This window comes from Streptomyces sp. NPDC049970 (assembly GCF_040660235.1).
Classification (GTDB): domain Bacteria; phylum Actinomycetota; class Actinomycetes; order Streptomycetales; family Streptomycetaceae; genus Streptomyces.
Genome location: NZ_JBFALP010000016.1, coordinates 123769 through 148221 on the forward strand (window position 1 = coordinate 123769; position 24453 = coordinate 148221).

General features: G+C 69.5%; 26 protein-coding genes and 1 pseudogene. 17 read left to right on the forward strand and 10 right to left on the reverse strand.

Going from position 1 to position 24453, the window contains the following annotated elements; all coding sequences use genetic code 11:
- Positions 1-41 precede the first annotated feature (41 nt).
- The 10 genes from AB0I83_RS24790 to pstB all read left to right on the forward strand — a co-directional run bounded on the left by AB0I83_RS24790 (position 42) and on the right by pstB (position 10811).
- Complete coding sequence (locus AB0I83_RS24790) at positions 42-452, forward strand: GntR family transcriptional regulator (RefSeq protein ID WP_356531246.1); 411 nt, start codon at positions 42-44, stop codon at positions 450-452.
- The gene (locus AB0I83_RS24795) at positions 449-1348 is read left to right on the forward strand and encodes an ABC transporter ATP-binding protein (RefSeq protein ID WP_356531245.1); all 900 of its coding nucleotides are present in this window, start codon (positions 449-451) and stop codon (positions 1346-1348) included. The genes AB0I83_RS24790 and AB0I83_RS24795 overlap by 4 nt, the downstream gene beginning before the upstream one ends.
- Positions 1345-2322 carry a hypothetical protein gene (locus tag AB0I83_RS24800; protein ID WP_363306177.1) on the forward strand — a complete coding sequence of 326 codons (978 nt, stop codon included), beginning with the start codon at positions 1345-1347 and terminating at the stop codon, positions 2320-2322. Before AB0I83_RS24795 ends, AB0I83_RS24800 begins: the two co-directional genes overlap by 4 nt.
- A 266-nt stretch (positions 2323-2588) precedes the next feature.
- On the forward strand, positions 2589-4835 hold the full coding sequence (locus AB0I83_RS24805; RefSeq protein ID WP_363306178.1) for an RNA degradosome polyphosphate kinase: 2247 nt from the start codon (positions 2589-2591) through the stop codon (positions 4833-4835).
- A complete protein-coding gene (locus AB0I83_RS24810; RefSeq protein WP_363306179.1) occupies positions 4822-5820 on the forward strand; it encodes a CHAD domain-containing protein in 999 nt (332 codons plus the stop codon). The genes AB0I83_RS24805 and AB0I83_RS24810 overlap by 14 nt, the downstream gene beginning before the upstream one ends.
- The gene (locus AB0I83_RS24815; RefSeq protein WP_363306180.1) at positions 5817-6227 is read left to right on the forward strand and encodes an NUDIX hydrolase; all 411 of its coding nucleotides are present in this window, start codon (positions 5817-5819) and stop codon (positions 6225-6227) included. Before AB0I83_RS24810 ends, AB0I83_RS24815 begins: the two co-directional genes overlap by 4 nt.
- Before the next feature lie 431 nt (positions 6228-6658).
- Positions 6659-7795 (forward strand): phosphate ABC transporter substrate-binding protein PstS, encoded by a 1137-nt coding sequence (gene pstS, locus AB0I83_RS24820; protein WP_356537557.1) that lies wholly within the window; start codon positions 6659-6661, stop codon positions 7793-7795.
- Between the two features lie 135 nt (positions 7796-7930).
- Complete coding sequence (gene pstC / locus AB0I83_RS24825) at positions 7931-8923, forward strand: phosphate ABC transporter permease subunit PstC (RefSeq protein ID WP_363306181.1); 993 nt, start codon at positions 7931-7933, stop codon at positions 8921-8923.
- Positions 8920-10008 (forward strand): phosphate ABC transporter permease PstA, encoded by a 1089-nt coding sequence (gene pstA, locus AB0I83_RS24830; protein WP_363306182.1) that lies wholly within the window; start codon positions 8920-8922, stop codon positions 10006-10008. The genes pstC and pstA overlap by 4 nt, the downstream gene beginning before the upstream one ends.
- Before the next feature lie 26 nt (positions 10009-10034).
- Complete coding sequence (gene pstB, locus AB0I83_RS24835; protein ID WP_356537551.1) at positions 10035-10811, forward strand: phosphate ABC transporter ATP-binding protein PstB; 777 nt, start codon at positions 10035-10037, stop codon at positions 10809-10811.
- Between the two features lie 130 nt (positions 10812-10941).
- Here the strand turns inward: pstB and AB0I83_RS24840 are convergent, their stop codons facing one another.
- Positions 10942-11940: an inorganic phosphate transporter gene (locus AB0I83_RS24840; RefSeq protein ID WP_356537549.1), complete on the reverse strand. Its 999-nt coding sequence runs from the start codon at positions 11938-11940 to the stop codon at positions 10942-10944.
- Positions 11941-11945: 5 nt separating this feature from the next.
- Complete coding sequence (locus AB0I83_RS24845) at positions 11946-12566, reverse strand: DUF47 family protein (RefSeq protein WP_356537548.1); 621 nt, start codon at positions 12564-12566, stop codon at positions 11946-11948.
- Positions 12567-12787: 221 nt separating this feature from the next.
- On the opposite strand from AB0I83_RS24845, the gene AB0I83_RS24850 reads away from it, so the two are divergent.
- Positions 12788-13135, forward strand: coding sequence for a metal-sensitive transcriptional regulator (locus AB0I83_RS24850; RefSeq protein ID WP_356537546.1), 348 nt, complete (start codon positions 12788-12790; stop codon positions 13133-13135).
- Between the two features lie 15 nt (positions 13136-13150).
- On the opposite strand, the gene AB0I83_RS24855 is transcribed toward AB0I83_RS24850, so the two are convergent.
- A complete protein-coding gene (locus AB0I83_RS24855) occupies positions 13151-13360 on the reverse strand; it encodes a hypothetical protein (RefSeq protein ID WP_363306183.1) in 210 nt (69 codons plus the stop codon).
- Positions 13361-13459: 99 nt separating this feature from the next.
- Positions 13460-14356: a hypothetical protein gene (locus tag AB0I83_RS24860; RefSeq protein ID WP_363306184.1), complete on the reverse strand. Its 897-nt coding sequence runs from the start codon at positions 14354-14356 to the stop codon at positions 13460-13462.
- Positions 14357-14536: 180 nt separating this feature from the next.
- Between AB0I83_RS24860 and AB0I83_RS24865 the strand changes: the two genes are divergently transcribed.
- Complete coding sequence (locus AB0I83_RS24865; protein WP_363306210.1) at positions 14537-14716, forward strand: hypothetical protein; 180 nt, start codon at positions 14537-14539, stop codon at positions 14714-14716.
- Positions 14717-15068: 352 nt separating this feature from the next.
- On the opposite strand, the gene AB0I83_RS24870 is transcribed toward AB0I83_RS24865, so the two are convergent.
- The 5 genes from AB0I83_RS24870 to AB0I83_RS24890 all read right to left on the reverse strand — a co-directional run bounded on the left by AB0I83_RS24870 (position 15069) and on the right by AB0I83_RS24890 (position 19903).
- Complete coding sequence (locus AB0I83_RS24870; RefSeq protein WP_363306185.1) at positions 15069-15803, reverse strand: phosphatase PAP2 family protein; 735 nt, start codon at positions 15801-15803, stop codon at positions 15069-15071.
- Positions 15804-16103: 300 nt separating this feature from the next.
- The gene (locus AB0I83_RS24875; RefSeq protein WP_363306211.1) at positions 16104-17093 is read right to left on the reverse strand and encodes a bifunctional lytic transglycosylase/C40 family peptidase; all 990 of its coding nucleotides are present in this window, start codon (positions 17091-17093) and stop codon (positions 16104-16106) included.
- A gap of 241 nt (positions 17094-17334) precedes the next feature.
- On the reverse strand, positions 17335-17814 hold the full coding sequence (locus tag AB0I83_RS24880; RefSeq protein WP_363306186.1) for a hypothetical protein: 480 nt from the start codon (positions 17812-17814) through the stop codon (positions 17335-17337).
- Between the two features lie 101 nt (positions 17815-17915).
- Complete coding sequence (locus AB0I83_RS24885; RefSeq protein ID WP_363306187.1) at positions 17916-19715, reverse strand: alpha/beta hydrolase; 1800 nt, start codon at positions 19713-19715, stop codon at positions 17916-17918.
- Complete coding sequence (locus tag AB0I83_RS24890) at positions 19712-19903, reverse strand: hypothetical protein (RefSeq protein ID WP_363306188.1); 192 nt, start codon at positions 19901-19903, stop codon at positions 19712-19714. Before AB0I83_RS24890 ends, AB0I83_RS24885 begins: the two co-directional genes overlap by 4 nt.
- A gap of 517 nt (positions 19904-20420) precedes the next feature.
- Between AB0I83_RS24890 and AB0I83_RS24895 the strand changes: the two are divergent.
- Positions 20421-20729, forward strand: a pseudogene (locus AB0I83_RS24895) (histidine phosphatase family protein); the annotation flags it as partial.
- 82 nt (positions 20730-20811) lie between these two features.
- The gene (locus AB0I83_RS24900) at positions 20812-22398 is read left to right on the forward strand and encodes an adenosine deaminase (RefSeq protein ID WP_363306189.1); all 1587 of its coding nucleotides are present in this window, start codon (positions 20812-20814) and stop codon (positions 22396-22398) included.
- Here the strand turns inward: AB0I83_RS24900 and AB0I83_RS24905 are convergent.
- Positions 22386-22856 (reverse strand): ATP-binding protein, encoded by a 471-nt coding sequence (locus AB0I83_RS24905; RefSeq protein ID WP_363306191.1) that lies wholly within the window; start codon positions 22854-22856, stop codon positions 22386-22388. The two genes, AB0I83_RS24900 and AB0I83_RS24905, sit on opposite strands and share 13 nt — an antisense overlap.
- A gap of 219 nt (positions 22857-23075) precedes the next feature.
- Here AB0I83_RS24905 and AB0I83_RS24910 point away from each other — a divergent pair, with 219 nt between their 5' ends.
- Genes AB0I83_RS24910 through AB0I83_RS24920 form a run of 3 tightly spaced genes read left to right on the forward strand, consistent with a single transcriptional unit; the run spans position 23076 to position 24399 of the window.
- Positions 23076-23927, forward strand: coding sequence for a helix-turn-helix transcriptional regulator (locus tag AB0I83_RS24910; protein ID WP_363306192.1), 852 nt, complete (start codon positions 23076-23078; stop codon positions 23925-23927).
- A gap of 9 nt (positions 23928-23936) precedes the next feature.
- Positions 23937-24125, forward strand: coding sequence for a DUF397 domain-containing protein (locus tag AB0I83_RS24915; protein WP_363306193.1), 189 nt, complete (start codon positions 23937-23939; stop codon positions 24123-24125).
- Positions 24118-24399 (forward strand): DUF397 domain-containing protein, encoded by a 282-nt coding sequence (locus tag AB0I83_RS24920; protein WP_363306194.1) that lies wholly within the window; start codon positions 24118-24120, stop codon positions 24397-24399. Before AB0I83_RS24915 ends, AB0I83_RS24920 begins: the two co-directional genes overlap by 8 nt.
- Positions 24400-24453 lie beyond the last annotated feature (54 nt).

Below are 24453 nucleotides of genomic sequence, written 5' to 3' on the forward strand. Positions count from 1 at the left end.
CGCCACCCTTTCACTACTCAATTAGTGAAAGGGTGGTGTTCATGGCAGAGTCCGCAGCGGTCGAGTTCCGCATCGACCGGCGCAGCGGCGTCGCCACCTATCTCCAGATCGTGCAGCAGACCAAGCAGGCCCTCCGCCTCGGTGTGCTGGAGCCGGGCGACCGGCTCCCCACGGCCCGCGAGGTCGTCGAGGCCACCGCGATCAACCCGAACACCGTGCTCAAGGCCTACCGCGAACTGGAACGCGAAGGGCTCGTCGAGGCCCGCCGCGGCCTCGGCACATTCGTCCGCCGGACCCTCGGCAGCGCGGCGGTCACCACCGACCCGCCCCTGCGCGCCGAACTGTCCGCGTGGATCACCAGGGCCCGCGCCGCCGGACTGGACAAGGACGACGTGAGCGCGCTCTTCACCGACGTACTGGACAGCACATTCAAGGGGGACCAGAACTCATGACAGGCGCCGCGATCGAGGCGAACGGCCTCGGCATGGCCTACGGGCGAAAGCGCGGGTGGGCGCTGCGCGACTGCTCGTTCCGCCTGCCCACCGGACGGATATGCGCACTCGTCGGACCCAACGGTGCCGGGAAGTCGACCCTGCTCTCCCTCGCGGCCGGCCTGCTCCGGCCCGCCGAGGGGTCGGTGCGGGTGCTCGGCTCCACCGCCGCCGAGGCGCGGCCCCGTGTCGCGTACGTCGCGCAGGGCAAGCCCCTGTACCCGCAGCTCACCGTGGCCGACACCCTGTGGGCGGGGGCCGAGCTCAATCCCGCCACCTGGGACCGCGCGTCCGCCGACCGGGTCGCCGGCCCCCTCCCCCAGGACGCCAAGGTCCGGACACTGTCCGGCGGGCAGCGCACCCGGCTCGCCCTGGCCCTGGCGCTCGGCAAGCGGCCCGAACTGATGCTGCTGGACGAGCCGATGTCCGACCTCGACCCCCTCGCCCGCCACCAGCTGATGGGCGTCCTGATGGCCGACGCCGCCGAGCGCGGGACCACCATCGTGATGTCCTCGCACATCCTGGCCGAGCTGGAGGGCGCCTGCGACTACCTCCTGTTCGTGGACGACGGCCGGATCCGGCTCGGCGGCGAGAGCGACGACATCCTCGCCGCGCACGCCGTGCTCACCGGCCAGGTACGCGATCCGGCCCCGCACACGGTGGTCGAGGCCCGTACGACGGGGCGTCAGCTCACCGCACTCGTACGGAGGGAGGGCCCCGTGGACCGCACCGCCTGGGATGTCACGGACCCGTCCCTGGAGGAACTGCTGCTGGCCCACCTCCGCGCCCCCGACGCCCCGGCCCTGCTCACCCCGAGCGCGTCCAACGACCAGTCCAGGACGGTGACATCCGCATGAGCACCCTCACCAAGCTGCGCGGCCCCGCCCGCGTCGTCGTACGCCAGCACCGGAACACCCTGCGCACCGCGGGACTTCTCGCCGTGGCCGGAGCCGTCGTCCTCATCGGCTTCGCCCTGTGGGCGTCCCACCTGATCGACGGCTTCGAGGCGGCTCCCTGCGAGGCCTCGGGCGTCTCGGGCGCCGCCTGCGACCGGCGGATCGTGGACTTCAACGGTTCGATGTCCCTCTACAGCAGTGTGCTCACCGGGGCGGGACTGACCCTGGTGGTCCTTCCCGCAGTCGTGAGCGCGTTCGTCGCCGGGCCGCTGATCGCCAGGGAGCTGGAGAGCGGTACCCACCGCATGGCCTGGACCCAGTCCGTGACGCCCGCTCGCTGGCTGGCGGCCAAACTCGCCGTCCCCACCGTCCTGCTCGTGGCCGGCGTGACCGTGCTGTCCGCGGTCCTCGCCTGGGCACGGAAGTGGACGGCCACCGGCTTCCAGAGCTTCTGGTACGAGGTCCCGGTCTTCGGCGCGACCGTCCCGGTCGTCATCGGCTACACGCTGCTCGGCGTCACCGTGGGCACGCTCACCGGCCTGCTGGTGCCCCGCACCGTGGCCGCGATGTCGGTGGCCGTGCTCGTCACCGGCACGGTGGCGGGGACGCTCGGAACCCTGCGGAGCAGCCTCTGGCCCACGCGGACCAGCGTCTCGACGGAGGGCCCGGACTCGACCCTCGGCTCCTGGGTGGTCGACGCAGGCCACGTCACCGGCGGCGGCGGCCGGCTGCCCTTCGACGTGTGCCCGCCGCAGGTCGACCAGGGGGTGAAGGACCGGTGCATCGCCGCCCACGACATCACCGGGACGTTCATCGACTACCACCCGGCCTCCCACCACTGGCCCCTCCAGCTCGTCGAGACGGGCATCCTGCTCGTCCTCGCCGCCCTGGCCGTCACGCTCGCCTTCCGGGTGCTGCGCCGCCGCACCGGCTGAGGACCGCCCTGCCCGGCCCCCGGACGGAAGGCCGGGCAGGGGTTCACCCACCGTGACCGGCGCGGCACCGCAGCCACACCGCTTCCTGTACGTCATGTCGCCGTTACCGGCCATTCAGAAGAGCTTGCGACCCTCACGGGATGCAGCCAGCTCTGCCCACCCCCCGCAACGGCAAGGACCGCGCAGCACGGACCGGTCCCGTCTCTTCCGCGATCTTTCTCGGCTCCGACGCGCCTGAGGAGCCGAACGCGCGGAAGAATAGGTCCATGAGCCAGCAGCCGAGCTCCGAGGTCCCGGTCCAGCCCGCCCAGCCGTCCGTGGGCTCCCTCGCCGCGCACCGGCCCGGCGCCGTAGCCGGCGGGGTGCCCTCGGGTCTGTCCACAGCCGCCGACCTGGATCCCGACCTGGACAGCGACGCGGACGCCTACGAACCGGACGGCGGAGGCGACGAGCTGCCGCAGGGCCGCTTCCTCGACCGGGAGCGCAGTTGGCTCGCGTTCAACGAACGCGTCCTGGAACTGGCCGAGGACCCCTCCACCCCACTACTCGAACGGGCTAACTTCCTCGCGATCTTCGCCTCGAACCTGGACGAGTTCTTCATGGTCCGGGTGGCCGGCCTCAAGCGGCGTATCGCGACCGGTGTCGCCACCCGGTCGGCTTCCGGCCTGCAGCCCCGCGAGGTCCTCGACCTGATCTGGACCCGCTCGCGCGAGCTCATGGCCAGGCACGCCGCCTGCTACCAGCAGGACATCGCGCCCGCCCTGTCCGACGAGGGCATCCAGCTGGTGCGCTGGCCCGAGCTGACCGAGAAGGAACAGGCCCGTCTGTTCACCTTCTTCCGGCAGCGGGTCTTCCCGGTGCTGACCCCGCTGGCCGTCGACCCGGCGCACCCCTTCCCGTACATCTCCGGGCTCTCGCTCAACCTCGCCGTCGTCGTGCGCAACCCCGTCAGCGGCCACCGCCACTTCGCCCGCGTCAAGGTGCCCCCGCTGCTCACGCGCTTCCTGGAGGCGTCCCCGCAGCGTTACGTCCCGATAGAGGACATCATCGCGGCGCACCTCGAAGAGCTCTTCCCGGGCATGGAGGTCCTCGCCCACCACATGTTCCGGGTCACCAGGAACGAGGACCTGGAGGTCGAGGAGGACGACACCGAGAACCTGCTCCAGGCGCTGGAGAAGGAGCTCATGCGGCGCCGCTTCGGCCCGCCGGTCCGCCTGGAGGTCGAGGAGTCCATCGACCCGTACGTCCTGGACCTGCTCGTGCGCGAGCTGAAGATCTCCGAGACCGAGCTCTACCCGCTGCCCGGCCCCCTCGACCTCACCGGACTCTTCGGCATCGCCTCGCTGGACCGGCCCGAGCTGAAGTACCCCAAGTTCGTCGCCGGCACCCACCGCGACCTGGCGGAGGTCGAGTCCGCCTCCGCGCCGGACATCTTCGCCGCGCTGCGCGAACGCGACGTGCTGCTGCACCACCCGTACGACTCCTTCTCCACCTCAGTACAGGCCTTCCTGGAACAGGCGGCGGGCGACCCCGACGTCCTCGCGATCAAGCAGACCCTCTACCGGACCTCGGGCGACTCCCCGATAGTCGACGCCCTCATCGACGCCGCCGAGTCGGGCAAGCAGGTCCTCGTCCTCGTCGAGATCAAGGCCCGCTTCGACGAACAGGCCAACATCAAGTGGGCCCGCAAGCTGGAGGAAGCAGGCTGCCACGTCGTCTACGGCCTGGTCGGGCTCAAGACCCACTGCAAGCTGTCCCTGGTGGTCCGTCAGGAGGGCGACACGCTGCGCCGCTACTCCCACGTCGGCACCGGCAACTACCACCCCAAGACGGCCAGGCTCTACGAGGACCTCGGGCTGCTCACCGCCGACCCGCAGGTCGGGGCGGACCTCTCCGACCTCTTCAACCGGCTGTCGGGCTACTCCCGCCGTGAGACCTACCGCCGGCTGCTGGTCGCCCCGAAGTCCCTGCGCGACGGGCTGATCGCCCGCATCAACAAGGAGATCACCCACCAGCGGGCGGGCCGGTCGGCGTACGTGCGCATCAAGGTCAACTCGATGGTCGACGAAGCGGTCATCGACGCCTGCTACCGCGCCGGGCAGGCCGGTGTGCAGGTCGACATCTGGGTGCGCGGGATCTGCGCGATACGCCCCGGCGTCAACGGCCTCTCCGAGAACATCAGGGTCCGCTCGATACTGGGCCGCTTCCTCGAACACTCCCGGGTCTTCGCCTTCGGCAACGGCGGCGAACCCGAAGTCTGGTTCGGCAGCGCCGACATGATGCACCGCAACCTCGACCGCCGGATCGAGGCACTGGTCCGCGTCACCGACCCCGCACATCGCGCCGCGCTCAGCAGGCTCCTGGAAACAGGCATGTCCGACACCACCGCGTCCTGGCACCTGGGCCCCGACGGCAACTGGACCAGGCACTCCGCGGACGCGGACGGCCAACCCCTGCGGCACGTACAAGAGATGCTCATCGAAGCCCGGAGGCGCAGGCGTGCGACGCCCTGACCACCAGACGACCACCGCCCCCTCCCAGGCGGTCCGCCCGGCCGAAGCGGTCCTCGCGCCCTACCTGCGCGAACAGGCAGCCTGTTTCCTGCGGGGTCTGCGTCTGCACCGTGAGCACAGCGCCCCGGCGGACGCGGGCACGCAGGGCGCCGACGAGGCGGCCCGCGCACTGCGCCACGCGGCCCGGCGCATCAGCGGCACCCTGCACACCTTCCGGGAGGCGCTCGAACCGTCCTGGGCCGACCAGCTCCGTACGGAACTGGCCTGGCTCTCCGGCACCCTGGCACGCGAACACGCGTACGCCACCCGGCTCGGCCTGCTCCTGGAGGCCCTGCACCAGCTCTCCGGCGTGTCGCTCCCGGCGGCCAGGGCCACGCGGGACACGGACACCTCGGCGGAACGCGACAAGGAACGGGCGGCGCTCGGCGTCGGCGCCGCCAGGGCCGGGGCCCTCCTCGAACGCAGGCTCACCCTCGCCAGGACCCGCGCCCACTCGGCCGCGCTCCAGGCCATCGGGTCCTCCCGCTTCCACGCCGTCGCCGACGGCGTCGCACTGCTCGCCTCGGAGGTCCCGCTGTCGACCGCCGCCGGGTCGCTGCACGAACCGGCCGCACGGGCGGAGCAGCGGATGCTGGCCGCGGTCGCCGCCCTGCCGCCGGACGAGGCCGCGGAGCCGTACAACGAGGCCCACGACGCCCTCTGGCACCAGGCCCGCCTGCTCCTGCGGCTGCACCGGTACGCCCACGAGGTGCTGCGGGGCGTCCCCGATCCGGCCCTGGCGGGGCCGGGGCACGCCCTCGACCTGCACCGGGACGCGGCGGAGGCGGCCTCCGCCGCGGCGGAGGCCGCCCGCACCCCGAGGATCGCCCCGGCGACCGCGTACGCCCTCGGCGTGCTGCACGCCGACCAGCGGCACGAGGTGGAGGCCGCGCGCGCGGTGTTCCGGGAGGCGTGGCCGTACGCGGCGGCCGTGACCGCGCCATGAGCGGACTCGTACGCGCGGCGGGCTGCGTGCTCTGGCGGCGCTCGCCGGACGGCGGCCCGGAGATCTGCCTGGTCCACCGGCCCCGCTACGACGACTGGTCGTTCCCGAAAGGCAAGCTGAAGCGCGGCGAGACCGCGTTGGAGGCCGCCCTGCGCGAGGTGCTGGAGGAGACCGGCCACCGCTGTGTTCCGGGCGCCGCCCTGCCCACCGCCCGCTACACGGCGAACGGGCGTCCGAAGGAGGTCAGCTACTGGGCGGCCGAGGCCGCGGACGGCGCCTTCGAGCCCAACGACGAGGTCGACCGGCTGGAGTGGCTCTCCCCCGATTCGGCCGGCGACCGTCTGACCCGCCCCGGCGACCGCGTCCAGCTGCACGCCTTCCTGCGGACGCTCCCGACCGACGCCTGAATCCGGCCACGGACGGGGCGGGCCGACCAGGCCGGCACCCGAATCCGGCCGCTGACGGGATCGTCCCGGCAAGACGCCGGTCGGGCCCCGGTCGGGCCGGTCCCGCCGCGTCCCGCCGTGCTCCGGCCACTCCCGCCGCGTGCACGGCAGGCGTGCTTTCGCCACTCCCGCCGCGTGCGCGGCAGACGCCCCGTCGACCGCCCTGGGCACTTGGCGCCCCGTGAACCGCCCCCGGCACAGCCCCACAGCGCCCCGGAACCAGCCCGCCCGACACGGTTCACCTGCCGTTCACCCTGCCCCGTAGGGCGCTTCACCTGTTCTGCCTAATTTCGGACGTACACGGTGCACGGCGCCAAGCCACCGCACCACTCCTCATCGCACGCCGCCAGGCATCCACAGCCGCGGCGGCTCCTGGAAGGAACACCCCGAAAGTGAAGCTTCAGCGCAAGAACCGGCTTCGTGCCACCGCGCTCGGTGCCCTCGCCGTCTCCGGCGCCCTGGTCCTCACGGCGTGCGGTTCGGACGACAACAGCGGTGCCGGCGCGGACGGCGGCGGCAAGAAGAGCACCGCCGCGTCGAACATCAAGTGCGACGACGCCGAAGGCCAGCTCCGCGCCTCCGGGTCGAGCGCCCAGAAGAACGCCATGGACCTGTGGGTCAAGAACTACATGGCCGCCTGTTCCGGCGTGGAGGTCAACTACAACTCCTCCTCCTCCGGTGAGGGCATCGTCGCGTTCAACCAGGGCACCGTCGGCTTCGCCGGCTCCGACTCGGCGCTGAAGCCCGAAGAGGTCGCCGAGTCGAAGAAGATCTGCAAGACCGGCCAGGGCATCAACCTCCCCATGGTCGGCGGCCCCATCGCGATCGGCTTCCACCTCGAGGGCGTGGACAAGCTCACGCTGGACGCCCCCACGCTCGCCAAGATCTTCGACACCAAGATCAAGAAGTGGAACGACCCGGCGATCGCCGAGCTCAACGACGGCGTCAAGCTGCCGGACAAGGCGATCCAGCCGTTCCACCGCTCCGAGGACTCCGGCACCACGCAGAACCTCGGCAAGTACCTGAACGCCGCGGCCCCGAGCGACTGGAAGTACGAGGCCGAGAAGAAGTGGCCCGCCCCCGGTGGCCAGGCCGCGTCCGGCTCCGCCGGTGTCGCGACGCAGGTCAAGCAGGTGGACGGCTCCATCGGCTACTTCGAGCTGTCGTACGCCGCCTCGCAGGACATCACCACCGTCGACATCAACACCGGCGGCGCCGCCCCGGTCGAGGCCACCTCGGAGAACGCCTCCAAGGCCATCGCCGCCGCCAAGGTCAAGGGCACCGGCAAGGACCTGGCGCTCGACCTCGACTACACCACCAAGGCCGAGGGCGCCTACCCGATCGTCCTGGTGACCTACGAGGTCGTCTGCGACACCGGCAACAAGGCCGACACCCTCGGCTCGGTCAAGTCCTTCCTGACCTACACCTCCTCCGCGGAGGGCCAGAAGGTCCTGACCGACGCCGGCTACGCCCCGATCCCCGAGGCGATCAACGCCAAGGTCCGCGAGACGGTCGCCGCCCTCTCGTAACCCGCCCCACGCACAGCGCGTACGCACAGGCGGGCCGGTCCGGCGCACCCCTCCGGACCGGCCCCGCCACCCACCCCCATCCGGTGCACCGCCGCCAGGGGAGCGAGCCGCTCCCCCACACAGACCGGAAAGACCATGGCTTCCACCACACCGCTCGACATCCCACCGGCTCCGCCGGCCACACCCGGCCGCCCCAGGTCCACCGGGCGCACCGGCGACAAGATCTTCCTGGGCCTCTCGCGGGGCTCGGGCATCCTGCTGCTCGCGATCATGGCGTCGATCGCCGTGTTCCTCACCTATCGCGCCGTCATCGCGATATCGAAGGACGAGGGCAACTTCCTCACCACCTTCGACTGGAACCCGGCCGGTGACCCGCCGGTCTTCGGCATCGCGGTCCTCCTCTTCGGCACGGTCGTCAGCTCGATCATCGCGATGCTCATCGCGGTTCCGATCGCCGTCGGCATCGCCCTGTTCATCTCGCACTACGCGCCGCGCAAGCTGGCCGCCCCGCTCGCCTACGTCATCGACCTGCTCGCCGCCGTGCCCAGCATCGTCTACGGCATCTGGGGCGCGCTCGTCCTCGTGCCGTACCTGGAGGGCCTGAACCTCTGGCTCGACCAGTTCTTCGGCTGGACGTACATCTTCGAGAAGACCGAGGTCGGCGTCGCCCGCTCGCTCTTCACCGTCGGCGTCCTGCTCGCGATCATGATCCTGCCGATCGTGACCAGCGTCAGCCGCGAGGTCTTCCTCCAGGTCCCGAAGATGAACGAGGAGGCGGCGCTCGCCCTGGGAGCCACCCGCTGGGAGGTCGTCCGCCTCTCGGTCCTGCCCTTCGGACGCTCCGGGATCATCTCCGCCTCGATGCTGGGCCTGGGCCGGGCGCTCGGCGAGACGATGGCCGTCGCCACGGTCCTTTCGCCGAGCTTCCTCATCTCGCTGCACGTGCTCAACCCGGGCGGCGGGACCTTCGCCCAGAACATCGCCGCGAAGTTCGGCGAGGCCGACGAGTTCGGGCGAGACGCCCTGATCGCCTCGGGCCTCGTCCTCTTCGTCCTCACCCTGCTGGTCAACGGCGCGGCCCGGCTCATCATCGCCCGCCGCAAGGAGTACTCGGGGGCCAACGCATGAGCCACGCCACCACCACCGAAGTCCAGGACGACCGTCCGCGGACCTCGCCGGACAACCGCGAGCCCGCCCTCAGCAGCCGCAGCCTCCCCCGCTGGTCCCCGCTCGGCTTCGCCGCCGTGTCGATCGCCCTCGGCGTCGGCGTCGGCGTCGCCGCCGGCTGGCACAGCCGCGTCCAGTGGGGCATGGTCTCCGCCCTGCTCTTCCTGGCCCTCTCGTACGTCGCGACGACCGTGGTCGAGAACAAGCGCCAGGCCAAGGACCGCCTCGCCACCAGCCTCGTCTGGGTGTGCTTCCTCATCGCCGTCGTCCCGCTCGCCTCGCTGCTCTGGACCACCGTCAGCCGCGGCTCCGAGCGCCTCGACGGGTACTTCCTCACCCACTCGATGGCCGGGGTGCTCGGCTCGGAGGACAGCGGCGGCGTCTACCACGCGCTGATCGGCACCCTGGAGCAGGTCGGTATCGCCACGGTGATCTCCGCCCCGCTCGGACTGCTGACCGCGGTCTACCTCGTCGAGTACGGCAAGGGCGCGCTGGCCAGGTCCGTCACCTTCTTCGTCGACGTGATGACCGGTATCCCGTCGATCGTGGCGGGCCTCTTCATCCTGTCGATCATGCTGATCGCGAGCATCGAGCCGTCCGGCCTGATGGGCGCGCTCGCCCTGACGATCCTGATGATCCCGGTCGTGGTCCGCTCCACCGAGGAGATGCTCAAGCTCGTCCCGAACGAGCTCCGCGAGGCCTCCCTCGCCCTGGGCATCCCCAAGTGGCGCACCATCCTGAAGGTGGTCCTGCCCACCGCGATCGGCGGCATCACCACGGGCGTCATGCTCGCCATCGCGCGTATCGCGGGAGAGACGGCACCGATCATCCTGCTGGTCTTCGGCAGCCAGCTGATCAACACGAACCCCTTCGAAGGCGCCCAGTCCTCGCTGCCCTTCTACATCTACGAGCAGTACAAGGTCGGCGAGGCCGCGTCCTACGACCGCGCCTGGGCAGCTGCCCTGGTCCTGATCGCCTTCGTCATGATCCTCAATCTGGTGGCCCGCGGCATAGCCCGCTGGAAGGCCCCGAAGTCCGGCCGCTGAGGCCACGCAGAAAGCAGCTGATTCACATGGCCAAGCGCATCGACATCGGCGGCCTCACCGCCTACTACGGCTCCCACAAGGCCATCGAGGACATCTCGATGACAGTGGAGCCGCGCTCCGTGACCGCCTTCATCGGACCCTCCGGCTGCGGCAAGTCCACGTTCCTGCGCACCCTGAACCGCATGCACGAGGTCACCCCCGGTGGCCGCGTCGAGGGCAAGGTGCTGCTGGACGACGAGAACCTCTACGGTCCCGGCGTCGACCCCGTCACCGTGCGCCGCACGGTCGGCATGGTCTTCCAGCGCCCGAACCCGTTCCCGACCATGTCGATCTTCGACAACGTCGCGGCGGGCCTGCGGCTCAACGGCTCGTACCGCAAGAGCCAGCTGTCGGACGTCGTGGAGAAGTCCCTCAGGGGCGCCAACCTCTGGAACGAGGTCAAGGACCGCCTGAACAAGCCGGGCTCCGGCCTCTCCGGCGGCCAGCAGCAGCGCCTGTGCATCGCCCGCGCCATCGCGGTCGAGCCGGACGTGCTGCTGATGGACGAGCCGTGCTCGGCGCTCGACCCGATCTCGACCCTCGCCATCGAGGACCTGATCGGCGAGCTGAAGGAGCGCTTCACGATCGTCATCGTGACGCACAACATGCAGCAGGCGGCACGCGTCTCGGACCGTACGGCGTTCTTCAACCTCTCGGCGGTGGGCAAGCCCGGCCGTCTGATCGAGATCGACGACACGGAGCGGATCTTCTCCAACCCGTCGGTGCAGGCGACCGAGGACTACATCTCGGGCCGCTTCGGCTAGCCACAGACGGCCTTGGGGTGCTGCATGGCGGTGCCACCACCAAGGCGAAAGGGTCCGCCCCCGCTCTCGGCAAAGGAGAGCGGGGGCGGACCCGTTTACGCGTGAGTCGTGGTGGGCCGGCCGTCCGTGGCTAGCCGAAGAGCAGTACGACGACCCCGTAGCTCAGCGCGGCGACCAGCGCCGCGGCCGGCATGGTGATGAACCACCCCAGGATGATGTTCTTGGCGACGCCCCAGCGCACCGCGTTCACACGCTTCGTCGCGCCCACACCCATGATCGCCGAGGTGATCACGTGAGTCGTGGAGATCGGTGCGTGGAAGATGAACGCCGAGCCGAACATGATCGACGCGCCGGTCGTCTCGGCCGCGAAGCCCTGCGGCGGGTCCAGCTCGATGATCTTGCGGCCGAGCGTGCGCATGATGCGCCAGCCACCCGCGTACGTGCCGAGGGACAGCATCGCCGCACAGGCGATCTTCACCCAGATCGGGATCTCGTCGTTCGGACCCTCGACGTCGGCGATGACCAGGGCCAGCACCACGATGCCCATGGTCTTCTGCGCGTCCTGGAGACCGTGTCCCAGCGCCATGCCGGCCGCCGAGACGGTCTGGGCTATCCGGAAGCCGCGCTTGGCCTTGTGCGGGTTGGCCTTGCGGAACATCCACAGGATGCCGACCATCACCAGATAGCCGACGAGCAGCCCGATGACCGGGGAGACGAACATCGGGATGACGATCTTGTCCAGCACCCCCGACCAGATCACGTCGGTCCCACCGGCGAGCGCCGCCCCGACCATGCCGCCGAACAGCGCGTGCGAGGACGAGGAGGGCAGGCCGAAGTACCAGGTGACGAGGTTCCAGATGATCGCGCCGACCAGCGCCGCGAACAGGATGCCCATCCCCTTCTGGCCCTGGGGCGTGGCGATGATGCCTTCGCTGACGGTCTTGGCGACCCCCTGGCCCAGGAAGGCGCCTGCGAGGTTCATCACAGCCGCCATCGCCAGAGCCGCACGCGGGGTCAGCGCCCGGGTGGAGACCGAGGTGGCGATGGCGTTCGCCGAGTCGTGGAAGCCGTTCGTATACGTGAAGCCGAGCGCGACACCGATGGTCACGATCAGCGCAAAGGTGTCCACGAGGTTCAGGACTCCTTGACCGCGATGGTCTCCACCGTGTTGGCGACGTGCTCGAACGCGTCCGCCGCCTCTTCCAGCACGTCCACGATCTGCTTGAGCTTCAGCACGTCCATGGCTTCGTACTTGCCGTTGAACAGCTGGGCCAGCAGCTTGCGGTGGATCTGGTCGGCCTGGTTCTCCAGGCGGTTGACCTCGATCCAGTACTCGGTGAGGTTCTCCATGGTCCGCAGGCTCGGCATGGCCTCGGCGGTCAGCTCGGCGGCCCTGGCCAGGACCTCGACCTGCTGCTCGACACCCTTGGGGAGCTCGTCGATCTGGTACAGCACGACCAGGTCGACGGCCTCCTCCATGAAGTCCATGATGTCGTCGAGCGACGAGGCCAGGTTGTAGATGTCCTCGCGGTCGAACGGCGTGATGAAGGAGGAGTTCAGCTGGTGGAAGATCGCGTGGGTCGCGTCGTCCCCCGCATGCTCCGCTGCCCGCATACGCTCCGCGATCTCGACTCGGGAGGCAGAATCCGCCCCGAGCAGTTCCATCAGGAGTTTCGAGCCTGTGACGATGTTGTCCGCGGATGCGGAAAACATGTCGTAGAAGCTCGTCTCCCTGGGGGTCAGACGAAAGCGCACGTGGGGTCCTCGGGATGCTTTGGATTCGGTCAGGCTGATGCTAGGCGCATCATCCGGCCACGGCTAACCGGCGTTCCTCAGTGTCGCGCATCGGGCACAGTGATCAGCACGGACCCCCGGTCACGTTTCGGCTGGATTCGCTACCATATACCCGGCAGGGGTATGCAGACGGTACGGAACGGCACACACTCCGCAGGGCAAGAGGACAACGGGAGGACCCCATGACCACCACCGATGCCGCCGACGCAGCCGGTACGGACGCGGTCGTCACCGACCACGACCGCGGTATCCACGGCTACCACCACCAGAAGGACGAGCACCTCAAGCGTCTGCGCCGCATCGAGGGCCAGATCCGCGGACTCCAGCGGATGGTGGACGAGGACGTCTACTGCATCGACATACTCACCCAGGTCTCGGCCTCCACCAAAGCCCTGCAGTCGTTCGCGCTCCAGCTCCTGGAGGAGCATCTGCGCCACTGCGTCGCGGACGCCGCGGTCAAGGGCGGTGACGAGATCGACGCGAAGGTCGAGGAGGCCACCAAGGCGATCGCCCGCCTCCTGCGCACCTGAGACGGGCCGCGGAGGTCATACCCGGTGGCGGGCCTGCCGGGGAACGGACGGCGCCTGCCCGCACACTTCCGGCCTGACGTTGAGCACCTCGTCGATACGGTCGTGGCTGAGCCGGTCCTCGATCGCGTCCGACGCCGCGATCATGAGCTCACCGCACAGCTCGATCTCGGCGAGGGCCACACAGTCCTGAGCGTTCGGAGCGCTGAGCGTCACCACCTGCGTCACCTCTCTCTGCCGTCGCCGACTCCTGGCGCACCCACTGCCTAGCGTAGGGAGCGCACCAGGCACCGCGCATGGCACGGACGGACCATTTCAGCCCCCTCCCTACGGCGTTTCCGGGCCGCTCCTCCCCTGCTGGACCCGGCCGGTGTACAGGTCCTCCTCCGGGGGCAACTCCACCGTGACCGGCACCCCGAAGCCGTACAGCAGCAGCGTCGACACCACCGCGACCGCCGGCCCCTCCGTGGCGAAGGTGAAGCGGTGGCGCACCTTCCGCAGCAGGCCCTCGTCGTCAAGGTAGGCGTCGAACGGCACCGTGTCCGTGCTGAACCCCTTCGCCGCAGCCGTCAGCGCGCCGCGCGAGTCCCGCGACGCCGCCCGCGCCGCCTTGCCGATGTCCGCCGTCCCCCGGTAGTGCCGCACCTCGACCCCGGCCAGCTGCGTCCGCCCCACGTACGTCACCTCGCCCGCACCGCGCAGCAGCTCGGCGGCGGCCGTCGGATCCGTCACACCGCCGGTGACCAGATTGCCGTCCTCCAGGGCCGTCGTGTCGATCCGCACCCACTTGTCGTCGGGTACTCCGGCACCTCGGTTCTTCATGTAGAGCGCGCCGGGCGCCAGCAGCTCGGTGATCGGCCGGTGCTCGTCCGCCCCCGCCGGGTCCTTCGGCAGGAGGACCTTGATCCGCCCGAGCTGCCCGCGGAAGTCGTACACCCCGTGCCCCCGGATCGTCACCCGGGTTCCCCCGGCCGCCGTCTCCATCGACGTACGCGTCTCGGCGCTGCCCGCGCCGGCCAGGGTGTCGGGGGCCCGCCGGACCACCTCGGCCGGTTTCCCGGCGGGGTCCGCCCGGGTCACGGCCCGCCCGTCGGCGCCGTCCCGGCCGGCGCCGTCCTCGCCGGCGTCGGTGGAGCACCCGGTGACCACCGTCATGACACCGGCGACGGTCAGGGCGCACACAGCCAGTGCCCCGCCTCCGCGCCTCTGCTGCTGCACCACCATCGCCTGCCAACCCCCAACGAGGTACACCTGCCCGAGCTGCCGCCCACTTCGCCTAACGACGTCCGGGGCGCCCCGTCACGCCGGGAGGCCACCGCCGGATGCCGATCGGCCCACACCCCGGCCTCCGGACGCGGTCCCAAGTACCGTGGAGGCGTGCATCAGGAGCCCCCGGACCCCCGCGTGACGGACCCCGTACGCATTCCCTCCCAGGACCCGGACCGGGCACACGACACGAACACCGTCGAACGGGGCTCGTTCTGTATCGCGCGCTGCGTCTGCGGCTGGTCGGGCCCCGCGCGCCGCTCCCGCGACCGGGCCCGCACCGACGCAGCGGAGCACCTCACGGCCCCGGAGCGCTGAGCCGGGTCGGTGGTTCGGTGGTGCGCCGACGCGCGCACCCGCCTCACGCCGTCCCGGACAGCACGGCGAGCGCCTCCCGCAGTCGGCGGCGCGCGAAGGGGACGTGCCGTCACGGCACACACGGGCGCGGGTACGGGCACGGGCTCCGAACGATCGAAGTCAGCCATTCTCAGGAATTGCGGAGAGCCCGCGGCCCGGGTACGGCCGGAACACGCTCGACAAGGCTCCCCGTCGGCGTGAGGGCCTAGCACGCGTGAAGGCGGAACGCACGTGAGGGGGCGCCCCTTTCGGGACGCCCCCTCACACCGTCGAGCACTCCGCGCGCCCGGCTCCGCCTACGCGGCAGGTGGCACTACGCGGCGAGGTCCTTCTCGCCGGGCGCACCGCCACGGCCCGAACCGGGGCGGGGCTCAGGAATCCCGCGCGCCTCGCCCGGCCCCTCCGCGGCCACGGCGACCGCCCGGTCCGAGCGGACCAGTCGGCCGACCGCACCGGCACGGGCGACGGCCCCGACCACGGGCGTCAGCAGCATCATCGCGAGCGGCGCGAGCAGCAGCGCCACGGCCGTACCGAGGGCGAAGCCGCCGATCACGTCGGTCGGGTAGTGCACGCCCATGTAGACGCGGCAGAAGCCCTCCAGCAGCGCCAGCGCGATGGCCACCAGGCCGAACTTCCGGTTCGCCACGAAGAGGCCCACGGCGATCGCCATCGCCATCGTCGCGTGGTCGCTGACGAAGGAGAAGTCCGTCTTGCCCTTCACCAGGACGTCGAGTCCCTGGTGGTCGAAGAACGGACGCGGCCTCTCCACGAACCCCCTGATGGGGATGTTGATGAGCAGGGCGACACCGGCTGCGAGGGGTGCCCACACCAGCCCGGCGACCGCTGTCACCGAGTCCTCGGACGTCCCACGTCGGCGCACGCTCCACCAGCACCACAGGACCACCAGGACCATGCCGAGCATGATCCCGTATTCACCGACGAACTCCATGACCCGGTCGAACCAGGTAGGAGCGGCCTTCGCCAGCCCATTGATGTCGTAGAGCAGGCTGACGTCGGGGTTCGACCCATCGAGTGCGAGTCCAGCCATCTGCTGCGGCCCCTTGCCTTGTCTGCTGCTGCGTCGCACAACGGTGTGCGCCGCCTTGGTCGGACCCCGTGGTCGGTGCGGATTCGGTGCCGCGGGACGCCATGATGCCCTGCCGTCCGACTGCTCCCGGACAGCTACGCATGGTCAGTGCACGTGTTGTCCCAGTCCAGGGAACGACGTGTTCCCCGACTACGTTCCGCTCTCCACCGAATGATCACCATGACGTTATCGAAGAGTGACTCGTCGTCGCAGCTCAGGGCCCAGGCTTCACGGAGAGTTCCAGCCACGGCCGACTGTCCGTCAGCTCTCCGGGAGCGCGGTGGGAAGCGCCGCCGCCCCGTCCTTCGTGACCCTGGTCGCGCCGAAGTAGTCGGGGCTGTCGATCTTGTCGAACCGGATGACGGCGCCGGTGTAGGGCGCGTTGATCATGTAGCCGCCGCCGACGTAGAGCCCCACGTGGTGGATGGCACGCGAGTTGTTCAGATCGTCGGAGAAGAACACCAGGTCGCCGGGGAGCAACTCGTCCCGAGAGGGGTGCGGGCCGGCGTTGTACTGGTCGTTCGCCACTCGGGGCAGCTCGATGTCGACCGTCCGGTACGCCGCCTGGGTCAGCCCGGAGCAGTCGAACCGGCCTCCCTGGTCCGCCGTGCCGTTCCCGCCCCAGAGATAGGGCGTGCCGAGCTTCTTCTGGGCGAAGTAGATGGCCCCGGCCGCCTGCTGCGAGGGCTGCACCCGCCCTACGGGCCTGGCAAAGCTCTTCTCCAGCGATCGGATGATCTTGACGTAGTTCTGCGTCTCGCTGATCGCGGGCACCCCGCCGGACTGGATCACCCGGTAGGCACCGGCGTTGTACGCGGCGAGCATGTTGTCGGTCGGGTCGCCCGGCACCTTCTTGACGTACCCGGCGATCTCGCAGTCGTACGACGCGGCGGACGGGATCGCGTCCGCCGGATCCCACACGTCCCGGTCCCCGTCGTTGTCCCCGTCGATGCCGTGCGTGGCCCAGGTCCCGGGGATGAACTGCGCGATGCCCTGCGCGGCGGCAGGACTCTTGGCGCGAGGGTTCCAGCCGCTCTCCTGGTACAACTGTGCCGCCAGGAGCGCGGGATTGATGGCCGGACAGAGACTGCCCCACTTCTCGACCAGCGGCTGATACCGCGCCGGCACGGCCCCCTTGGCCAGCCCTACGGCCCCGCCCGCCCCGGAGATCCCGGCAGCGGCGGAGTACGTACCGACTACGAGCAGGGCGATGAACAACAGGCCCAGCCCGATCCCACCGCCGACGAACACCCAGTATTTCCGCACCCCACAACCATCCCCCATTCGGAGCCGTTTCACGTCGAGATTCGCTGGTGTGTACGGGTGGATGGAGGCATGAGGGGGCGTCAGGGGCGGCTACGGGGGGTCAGGGGGCGCCGGCGGACCAGAAGCTGGAGCGGCCGATCGCCCGCAGGGGAGGCCCCGCAGCCCGGAGCCCGGTTGCACCTGCCCGACGCCGGCGGCCTGCGGCTGACGTGATGCCTCCCAGAGGTCAACCGTCCACCGGAGCAGGCGATGGGACCGGGGTGTCCGCGGACCAGAAATCGGAGCGGACATTGGGTCGGGGGATCTCGACGCCCTCATATGCGGGGCCGTTGGGCTTGGCGGTGGGCTCGGCTACCTCGGATTTTTCTACACAGGGGGTGGCCACCTCGAAAAACGCCTGCCCCTTGAAGCCGATGATCAGGGAGACCCCGAACCCTTCAGGCGTCCTGGCAAATATTGCAGGGGATTCTCTATTCTCATTGACCGAAGTGATTTTATAGCCACTTTGCTTCCAGGAGCTTTCGACCAATCCCAAGAAATTTCCACGCCGTTCATCAGAAATGATGGTCATAACTGTCCGACGCCGGGAAAGGTCACACGTTCCGCTCGTCGTGTCATCGTGAGCCCACTGGACTTCCGGTTTGACGGACCTCAGCGTGGCATCGAGCACGGAGTCAGAGTACTCAGCCGCCTCTTGCATGTTCATGTTTTTACGCCCTCCCTTTCCGGTATCCGAAACTCCGCACCCAACGAGCAGGGCGCCAAAAATGGAAATCGACAGAGCCAGAGTTCTCCTCATGCTCTAAATTACCGCCATTCTTCCGTCTTGATTTTTTCGGGCTGCCCCGCGACGATCAAGCCTATATTGTTGGCGGATACCTGGTCTTTCTCCGGCGTGAAGTACTGGGAGTGGGCGTCAAAACCACCGGCGTCAAGGATCGGGTGCGGCCCGTCGCCGACCTCGAAGCGCTTCGCGCCGAAGGCCTCGCTCGCTGGGTCCTTGCCGAAGTGGACATCGTCGTCGCCTTGGTCGGCGATGTCGCCCGCCATGTAGGAGATGAACGGCCCTCCGGCCGAAGCCAGAACACTTACCGCACTCTGCTGCTTCGAAGGCAGCATGGTCACCGGGTCGTTGTCAGCCGCCCCGACGTAGACGTGCCCCTTGCCCACACCAAGGTCCTCGGCCTTGTCGACACCAACACCAGGGCTGCCCAGCAGGATGATGTCGTCCACGGCCGGAATTCCGCCGTCCTGTTTGGCCGCTGTACCGACAGTGAGCGAGCCGTAGGAATGGCCGATCGCCGTCACATGTGGGTCCTCACTCTGATTCGTGACTCCCAATCCATTCATGAACTGATTGTAGGCAGGCGCCCCCGCCTCAGCATTTCCCGACCCTCCGACCGTCATCAAATTCGGGGCGTCGTAACCGAGCCAGACAATTGCCGAACTGGACGGATCGTGGATCCGCGCACCCTTCGCAGTATCCAATCCGCGCTTCAACGTGTCGTCGACGAAACCCTCATCCAGCTTCGTCCCCAACCCCGGCACATAAGCCGATACGTTGCGGGACGTGTCCGGGTTGCCGTACGCCACGATGGCACGGCCATTTCCCTCATCCCCGATACCCAACAAAAACATCGGAACTTTCGATGGCTCGCCCAGCTTCGCTTCGATCCCCCTGAGGGCATCCAGCTTGGTCCGGGCGTCGTCACCGTCCTGCCTCGCCAACTCATCGATGAGAACCGGAAGGTAATTCCTGTTCGCCTCGTCTCGTGCCGTGGCCGGAATTCCGTCGAGGCCACCGACGAGTTCCGGGGCGACGTCGATGTACTCCCGCTGTCGTTCCTCGGTCAGTCCGTCCCACCACTCCTTGCGCTCAGTAGGCGATTCACCCCACGGAATCCCCCGAGCCAGGTACGTGGAGGCGGTCGAACGTACGCCTGCTGTGTCCTGGAGGACGTCGTCCAGGGTCGCCTTGGTGACGTCGAGCCCCTTGGCCGCCTTGAGCTTGTTCAGGACCTTGGCGTAGCGGTCGTCGATCTCCGCGGCCGACCGCACGGCACGTGCGATGAGGTCCGCGACGGCCTCGGCCTTCGCAGCGTTCGGATTGGGGTGGAAGCCGCCCCCGGGAAGCCCGGGCCGCTCACTCAGTCCGGGCGCTTCGAGCGGGAGCCGCGCGCTGCCCCGGGCCGAACCGCCCGGGTGCTCCTGTCTGCCCAGCAGCGTCTCGCCCACCGCTGCCGGATAGCTCACTGAACCGTCCGGATGCACAGTGAACCTCAGTCTCTCCGCGTCCTCCAGCGCCTGCGCCAGCTGCCGCTGCGGGGCGGCGAGTTCAGCGGCCAGACCATTCAGGGCGGTACGGATCAGACCGGCCTCCGCATGCACGTACCGGAAGTTGCGGCTCAGCCGCTCGAGCCTCTTGATGGCCGCTTCCGCCGAATCACTGTCCTGGGTCTCGCGCAGCTTCGCCGTCATCGCCCTTTCGACCCGGACGCGATCGGAGTCCGCCCGGCCCGAGATCTCGTGCCAGCCGTCGCCTGCGTCTTCGAACTCCGCACATCTCAGGTCCCGCAGCCGCTGCCAGGTCAACGTCGCCCCGGTCACCGGCGCTCGTCCTTACCCGTCTCGACCGACTCGAAGGACTTGTCCACGGCGGTCTCGGTCTCGCCCATCTCCTTGGCGACCTTCGACAAGGCTCCCGCCAGGTAGTCGCACTCACCACATACGGCGCCCAGCCGCTCGTCCCACGACTCCAGCACGGCGGTCAGCGATACAACGGATGCGAGACCCACCGCACCGGCCCCAACACCCTCGTGCGCGGGACGGAGACGGCTGCGACTCGTCTGGGTACTGGTGCACAGACCGCTGGCAGTCCCGGATGCGCTGGTCCACGGCCCACCGCTGTGCTTCAGACCGTCCTTGCCGCCGCCTCCCCCCGATCCGCTTCCTGACGGCTCGGAAGCACCCCCGGCGAGCGACATCGGCACCGCGGGCCCCCCACCGGCCGCCGCTGCTTTGAGCTGTTCCCATTCGTCCCAAGCCATCTGTGACTCCACCCCCCACGCTCCGCAACGCGGATGCAACGCACCGTCACCACGACGCTAGCGCACCGACCTGTCTCATGACGGAGCGCAAACGGGGATGTCGACCATTCGAGGTAGGCGCCCTTAGCAACCCTCGTGCAGCGTTAGCAAGGGCGAACGTACTCGGGTTCAACTCGCGTCCGTGGGCGCAGGTACGCACCCGAACGCGCGACCCGGAACCGGCCGGAAGCCCGCTCCGTCCCCCTCCACGTTCGTGGAGGCGGTCCCGGAGGACGAACGCGCCCACGGCTCAGACCTGGCACGCGACGCTGTAGCCAGGTTCACCGGATACGCGGCGGGGGACGAGCCGCGCCACGAACTCGTCGTCACCCACGCCTTCCTGGCCGCCTGGCTGGTACGGGAAGCCCTCGATGCCCCCGCGTGGCGCTGGATGGGGCTCAACCACGGCAACGCCGCGCTGACGGTGCTCCGGTACACCCCCGGGAGACCCGCTGCCCTGGTCGTCGTCAACGACATGTGCCACCTCCCGGCAGGCCTCCGCTGGACCGGATTCCCCGCAGAGCTCCGCGGCTGAGTGGAGGCCGTGTCCCCCGGACGGATGGTTTACGTCGCTCCGCCCTCGCGGTACGGCCTGGCGCGAGCCGCTCTTCGTGATCATGCGAGGTGTGATCGTGAAATCCGTAATCCGCAACTCAGCTCGCCTCCCCCGGTTGTTGACAGCCGCGGGACTCGCCGCGGCGGCCCTCGCCGCAGCCCTGCCCACCGGCCCGACGGCCCTGGCCGCCACCGCCGCATCCGACGTGCCCAATCCCCGGCCGGCCACCACGGCCGAGGCCCGCACCACCGCCTGGCTGGGCGCCCACCCGAAGGCGGCGGCCCGCTTCTTCCGGGACCTGCCCAAGGGAGGTGACCTGCACAACCACCTCTCCGGCGCGGTCCGGACCGAGTACCTCATCCAGCTCGCGGCCGACGACGGCCTGTGCATCGACGCCACGACGACCGCCGTCGCACCGCCGTGCGGCCCCGGCGCACGACCGGCCGCGGACGCCCTCACGGATGCCGGATTCCGCCGGCAGATCGTCCAGGCCTGGTCCATGCAGGACTTCCCCGCGAACGAGTCCGGTCACGACCACTTCTTCGCCACGTTCGGGAAGTTCGGTGCGGCGACGGCGCACCGCGGGAAGATGCTGGCCGACGTGGCGGGCACCGCGGCAGCGCAGAACCAGAGCTATCTGGAGACGATGGTCAGTCCCGCGTCCGCAGGGGCCAAGCAACTGGCCACGGACGTCGGATGGGACCCGGACCTCGCAGCCATGCATCGCAAGCTGCTCACCGGCGGCCGGCTGGACAAGCTGATCACCGACGCGAAGCAGGAGGCGGACACGGCTGATTCCGAGTTCCGCCGGACCGCGCACTGCGCGAGTGCGACACCCGGCCCGGGCTGCCGGATCACCGTCCGCTGGATCTCCCAGGTCTCCCGCAACAGCGCCCCGGAGCGGGTCTTCACGCAGATCGCCCTCGGCCTGCGACTTGCGGAGCGGGACCAGCGGTTCGTCGCCGTCAACCTGGTCCAGCCGGAGGACGGTGAGATCTCCCTGCGGGACTACCGGCTGCACATGCGCATGCTCAACTACCTGCACGGGGTCTACCCGCGTGCCCACATCACCCTCCACGCGGGAGAGCTCGTCCCCGGTCTGGTGAAGCCCGAGGACCTCACCTTCCACATCGACGACGCCGTACGCACCGGCCAGGCCGAACGCGTCGGCCACGGCGTCGACCTCGTGCAGGAGGACGGCTGGCGGCGCCTGGCCCGCGACATGGCCCGCCGACAGATCGCCGTCGAGGTGCCGCTCACCAGCAACGCGCAGATCCTCCAGGTCGAGGGTGACGAGCACCCGTTCCCGGTCTACCGGAAGTACGGGGTCCCGGTGGTCCTGTCCACCGACGACCCCGGGGTCTCGCGCGGCGACATCGGCCAGGAGTACCAACGGGCCGCCCGCACCTACGGCCTCGGCTACCCCGACCTCAAGGACCTGTCCCGGGCGTCCCTGGAGTACTCTTTCCTGCCGGGCCGCAGCCTCTGGCTCCCCGACCCCGTACGCCAGGGCTTCCGCCCGGTCCGGGAGTGCCAGGACCCCCGGTCCGCCCGCTGCGCCCGGCTGCTGGCGAACAGTCCCAAGGCCCGCCTGGAATGGCGCCAGGAGGAGTCCTTCCGTACCTTCGAGGCGCGCTACACCGGCTGACCAGCCGCCCCGGCCAGGGGCGGGGACGGGAAGGCGCACTCCACCCACAGCACCTTCCCGCCCTGCCCCGGCAGCCCGCTCCTGATCGGGTACGCGCCCCAGCTGTCCGCGCACTCCCGTACGAGCTGGAGCCCGCGCCCCCGCTCGGCCAAGGCGCATGGTTCGGTCACGGTGCCACCGCCGAACGGTGCCGGAATCTCCGGATTGCCGTCCCACACCCCGACCCGCACCCGGTTCCGCCCCGCCCCGCGCAACCGGAGCGAGTACGGACCCGACGAGTGCCGGTACGCGTTGGTGACCAGCTCGCTCGCCAGCAGTTCGGCCGTCTCGACGAGATCCCGCATCCCGTGCACCAGCAGCACCGTCCGCAGCGTCGCCCGTGCGATACCGGGCCCACGGGGATCCTGCGGAAGTTGGAGGGTGTACGCCCAGGGCGGCGTTACGGTGACCAGGGTCATGGAAGTCTCCGTTCGAGGAGCAGAGTTGGTGGTGGGGTGTGCACGTCGCACGGCCCGGTGACGAGACCGCTCCGTCGAGCGGGGTACTTCCGGGCAGGTGGCCAGAGTCAGAGACTAGAGTCTCGCAAGTATTCCTTGCGTCATTCGCCCGGAATACTTGGAATGAACCACTCGTGTGAGTGACACTCCGCAACGCGGTTGATTTCAGGAGGAGTTCACATGGCAGGCCGGACCGCCCCCACAGCGCGCCGCACACGCCTGGGCGCAGAACTGCGCAAGCTGCGCGAGCGTGCCGGGCTGACCACCACCCAGGCCGCCGACCTGCTGGGCACGAGCCCAGGGCAGCTCAGCAACATGGAGGTGGCACGGTTCGGCGTCAGCCCGGAGAGGGTGCGAGTCGCAGCCCAGGCGTACTCATGTACCGATCAGGCGCTCATCGAAGCCCTGGCCGCCATGACAGGCGACCGCAGGCGCGGGTGGTGGGAGGAGTACCGGGAGATCCTGCCGCCGAAGCTCCTCGATCTGGCGGAGATCGAGCACCACGGCACGAGCCTGCACGCCGCACACAGCATTCACGTACCGGGACTTCTTCAGACCGTCGATCACTCACGCGAGATCTATCGACAGGCCGTACCGGAGATGTCACCGCCGCAGATCGAGCACCGGGTCTCGTACCGCGTGAAACGGCAGGCAGTCCTGTACAGGGAAGGTGCCGTCCCGTACCGCGCGCTCATTCACGAGGCTGCCCTTCGCATGCGCTTCGGGGGACCCGGCGTCGCCCGGCGCCAGCTTCAGCACCTGCTCGACCTCGGGGAGCGCTCACATGTGTCCATCAAGGTGATCCCGTTCTCAGCCACGGATTACCCGGGATCCGGTCAGTCCGTGTACTACGTGCGAGGGCCGGTACCCGCTCTCGACACGACCCAGCTCGACCAGTCCCACGGCCCGGTCTTCATCGATTCGGAAGCCCAACTGGCCCAGTACCGACTTCTGCTCGAACGCCTCGACACCGCCGCGCTGCCCCCGAAGGAATCGCTCGACCTCGTCCACGCCATCGCTCAGGAACTGTGAGGAACGAACATGACCGCATCCGACTGGCAGAGGTCCTCCTACTGCGCGCAGGGCGAGGCATGCGTGCACGTCGCGTCGCTCCGAGGCTCGATAGGCCTCACCGAGAGCGGCGACCCCGGCGGGGCGATACTCCGTACCACTCCCGCCGCCCTGGCCGCCCTCATCCGCACCGTCAAAGAGAGCCAGAGCCGTGGCTGACGTCCCCGCCGGCCTCTCATGGTCCCGTGCCGCCCCCGAGGACGCGGAGGGTCCCGGCCCCTGGATCGAGATCGCGTTCGGTGCCGATGGCCTCGTACACCTGCGGACGACGGACGATCCCGGCACCGTGGTCACCACGACCACCCGGAAATGGGACGCGTTCACCCGGGGCGTCAGGGCCGGCGAGTTCGACCACTTCGGGCAGGACACCGATCCGCCCGGCGCCCCGGTGACCGGGTTGTGCCTCAACGTCGACTTCGGACCACGCAGTTGACCATTGACACCGCCGAGACACCCTTGTTTGGCTGGGGAACCCGCACTTTCGGGC

Excerpts from the sequence above, each read along its gene's own strand:
- AB0I83_RS24905 (WP_363306191.1), bottom strand. The coding sequence starts at position 22,856 with ATGACCCTGGTCACCGTAACGCCGCCCTGGGCGTACACCCTCCAACTT.
- AB0I83_RS24850 (WP_356537546.1), top strand. The coding sequence starts at position 12,788 with ATGACCACCACCGATGCCGCCGACGCAGCCGGTACGGACGCGGTCGTC.
- AB0I83_RS24915 (WP_363306193.1), top strand. The coding sequence starts at position 23,937 with ATGACCGCATCCGACTGGCAGAGGTCCTCCTACTGCGCGCAGGGCGAG.
- AB0I83_RS24800 (WP_363306177.1), top strand. The coding sequence starts at position 1,345 with ATGAGCACCCTCACCAAGCTGCGCGGCCCCGCCCGCGTCGTCGTACGC.
- AB0I83_RS24900 (WP_363306189.1), top strand. The coding sequence starts at position 20,812 with ATGCGAGGTGTGATCGTGAAATCCGTAATCCGCAACTCAGCTCGCCTC.
- pstB (WP_356537551.1), top strand. The coding sequence starts at position 10,035 with ATGGCCAAGCGCATCGACATCGGCGGCCTCACCGCCTACTACGGCTCC.
- pstC (WP_363306181.1), top strand. The coding sequence starts at position 7,931 with ATGGCTTCCACCACACCGCTCGACATCCCACCGGCTCCGCCGGCCACA.
- AB0I83_RS24870 (WP_363306185.1), bottom strand. The coding sequence starts at position 15,803 with ATGGCTGGACTCGCACTCGATGGGTCGAACCCCGACGTCAGCCTGCTC.
- AB0I83_RS24790 (WP_356531246.1), top strand. The coding sequence starts at position 42 with ATGGCAGAGTCCGCAGCGGTCGAGTTCCGCATCGACCGGCGCAGCGGC.
- AB0I83_RS24880 (WP_363306186.1), bottom strand. The coding sequence starts at position 17,814 with ATGAACATGCAAGAGGCGGCTGAGTACTCTGACTCCGTGCTCGATGCC.
- AB0I83_RS24795 (WP_356531245.1), top strand. The coding sequence starts at position 449 with ATGACAGGCGCCGCGATCGAGGCGAACGGCCTCGGCATGGCCTACGGG.
- AB0I83_RS24805 (WP_363306178.1), top strand. The coding sequence starts at position 2,589 with ATGAGCCAGCAGCCGAGCTCCGAGGTCCCGGTCCAGCCCGCCCAGCCG.
- AB0I83_RS24815 (WP_363306180.1), top strand. The coding sequence starts at position 5,817 with ATGAGCGGACTCGTACGCGCGGCGGGCTGCGTGCTCTGGCGGCGCTCG.
- AB0I83_RS24860 (WP_363306184.1), bottom strand. The coding sequence starts at position 14,356 with ATGGTGGTGCAGCAGCAGAGGCGCGGAGGCGGGGCACTGGCTGTGTGC.
- AB0I83_RS24910 (WP_363306192.1), top strand. The coding sequence starts at position 23,076 with ATGGCAGGCCGGACCGCCCCCACAGCGCGCCGCACACGCCTGGGCGCA.
- pstA (WP_363306182.1), top strand. The coding sequence starts at position 8,920 with ATGAGCCACGCCACCACCACCGAAGTCCAGGACGACCGTCCGCGGACC.